This is a genomic window from Nitrospirillum iridis (genome assembly GCF_014205765.1).
Lineage (GTDB): Bacteria > Pseudomonadota > Alphaproteobacteria > Azospirillales > Azospirillaceae > Nitrospirillum > Nitrospirillum iridis.
Genome location: NZ_JACIIZ010000050.1, coordinates 1 through 1,688 on the forward strand (window position 1 = coordinate 1; position 1,688 = coordinate 1,688).

Consider the following 1,688-nt stretch of genomic DNA (forward strand, 5'->3'; position numbering starts at 1 on the left):
CGCACGCCCGAGGAGGAGATCCTGGCCGGGCTCTTCGCCGAGCTGCTCGGGCTGGACCGCGTCGGCATTGATGACAGCTTCTTCGATCTCGGCGGGCATTCGCTGCTGGCGTCGCGGCTGATCGGCCGGATCCGCTCGACGCTCGGGGTTGAGCTGCCGTTGCGGGCGCTGTTCGAGGCGCCGTCGGTCGCGGCTTTGGCGTCGCGATTGGGGACGGGCCTCGTTGCCCGGCCGGCGCTGGTGGCGCGGGCGCGGCCGGCGGCGATCCCGCTGTCCTTCGCCCAGCGCCGGCTGTGGGTGCTGCACCAGATCGAAGGGCGGGACGCGACCTACAACATCCCGCTGGCGTTGCGTCTGGACGGACCGCTCGATGCCGACGCGCTGATCTCGGCGCTGGGCGATCTGGTCGGCCGGCACGAGAGCCTGCGGACGCTCTTCGGCGAGCATGACGGCGGCGCGGTGCAGCGGATACTGCCGGCTTCGGCTGCGGTGCCGATCGTCGAGCGGACCGCCGCGGACGAGGACGGGCTGCCGGATCTGCTGGCCGCTGCGGCGTCACACGGCTTCGATCTGGCAGCGGAGCTGCCGCTGCGGGCGGCGTTGTTCCGGATTGGCGACGGGCGGCATGTGTTGCTGCTGGTGCTGCACCATATCGCCGGGGATGGATGGTCGCTGGGGCCGCTGCTGCGCGATCTGGCGACGGCCTATGAGGCACGGTGCCGGGGCTTGCCCCCGAGCTGGCCGGCGCTGGCCGTGCAATATGCCGATTATACGCTGTGGCAGCATGATCTTCTGGGGAGCGAGGCGGATACTGCGAGCCGGATCTCGCAGCAACTGGCTTACTGGCAGTCGGCGCTGGCGGGCCTGCCCGAGCAGATCGCGTTGCCGACCGATCGGCCGCGTCCGGCGATGGCGACCCGGCGGGGCGCCGTGCATGGCTTCAGCCTCGACGGTGCGCTGCATGGCGGCCTGCTGGCGCTGGCGCGCGACGGTCGGGCGAGCCTGTTCATGGTGCTGCAGGCCGGGCTTGCGATCCTGCTGAACCGGCTCGGCGCCGGCAGCGACATCGTGCTGGGCAGCCCGATCGCCGGACGCACCGATGACGCGCTCGACGATCTGGTGGGGTTCTTCGTCAATACGCTGGTCCTGCGCACCGACGTGTCGGGCGATCCGAGCGTGCGCGGGCTGCTCGCGCGGGTGCGCGAGACGGCTCTGGCGGCGTATGCGCATCAAGATCTGCCCTTCGAGCGGTTGGTCGAGCTTTTGAACCCGGCCCGTTCGGTGGGACGTCACCCGTTGTTCCAGGTGATGCTAGTGCTGCAGAACAATGCCCCGTTGTGCGTCGACCTGCCGGGGCTGTCGACGACGCTCGAGCCGATCGGGACCGGAACCACGAAATTCGATCTGACCTTCGGCTTTGCCGAGCGACGCGGCCCCGACGGCATGGCGCAGGGGCTCGACGTCATGATCGAATATGCTGCCGACATGTTCGAGCGGGGGACGGTCGAGGGGCTGGGGCGGCGTCTGGGTCTGGTTCTGTCGGCGATGGTGTCCTCGCCCGAGGCGCCGGTTGGGCGGCTGGACCTCCTGTCGCCGGAGGAGCGCCGGCAACTGTTGATTGATTGGAACGACACGGCGCATCCGGTGCCGCCGGCGACGGTGCCAGCGTTGTTCGAGGCGCAGGTTGG

1 protein-coding gene is annotated in these 1,688 nt (G+C 70.0%); it reads left to right on the forward strand.

All coding sequences use genetic code 11. The features are described from left to right. Positions 1–1,688: condensation domain-containing protein (locus tag FHS74_RS30075; protein WP_246463483.1), on the forward strand; the 1,688-nt coding region annotated here is incomplete at both ends.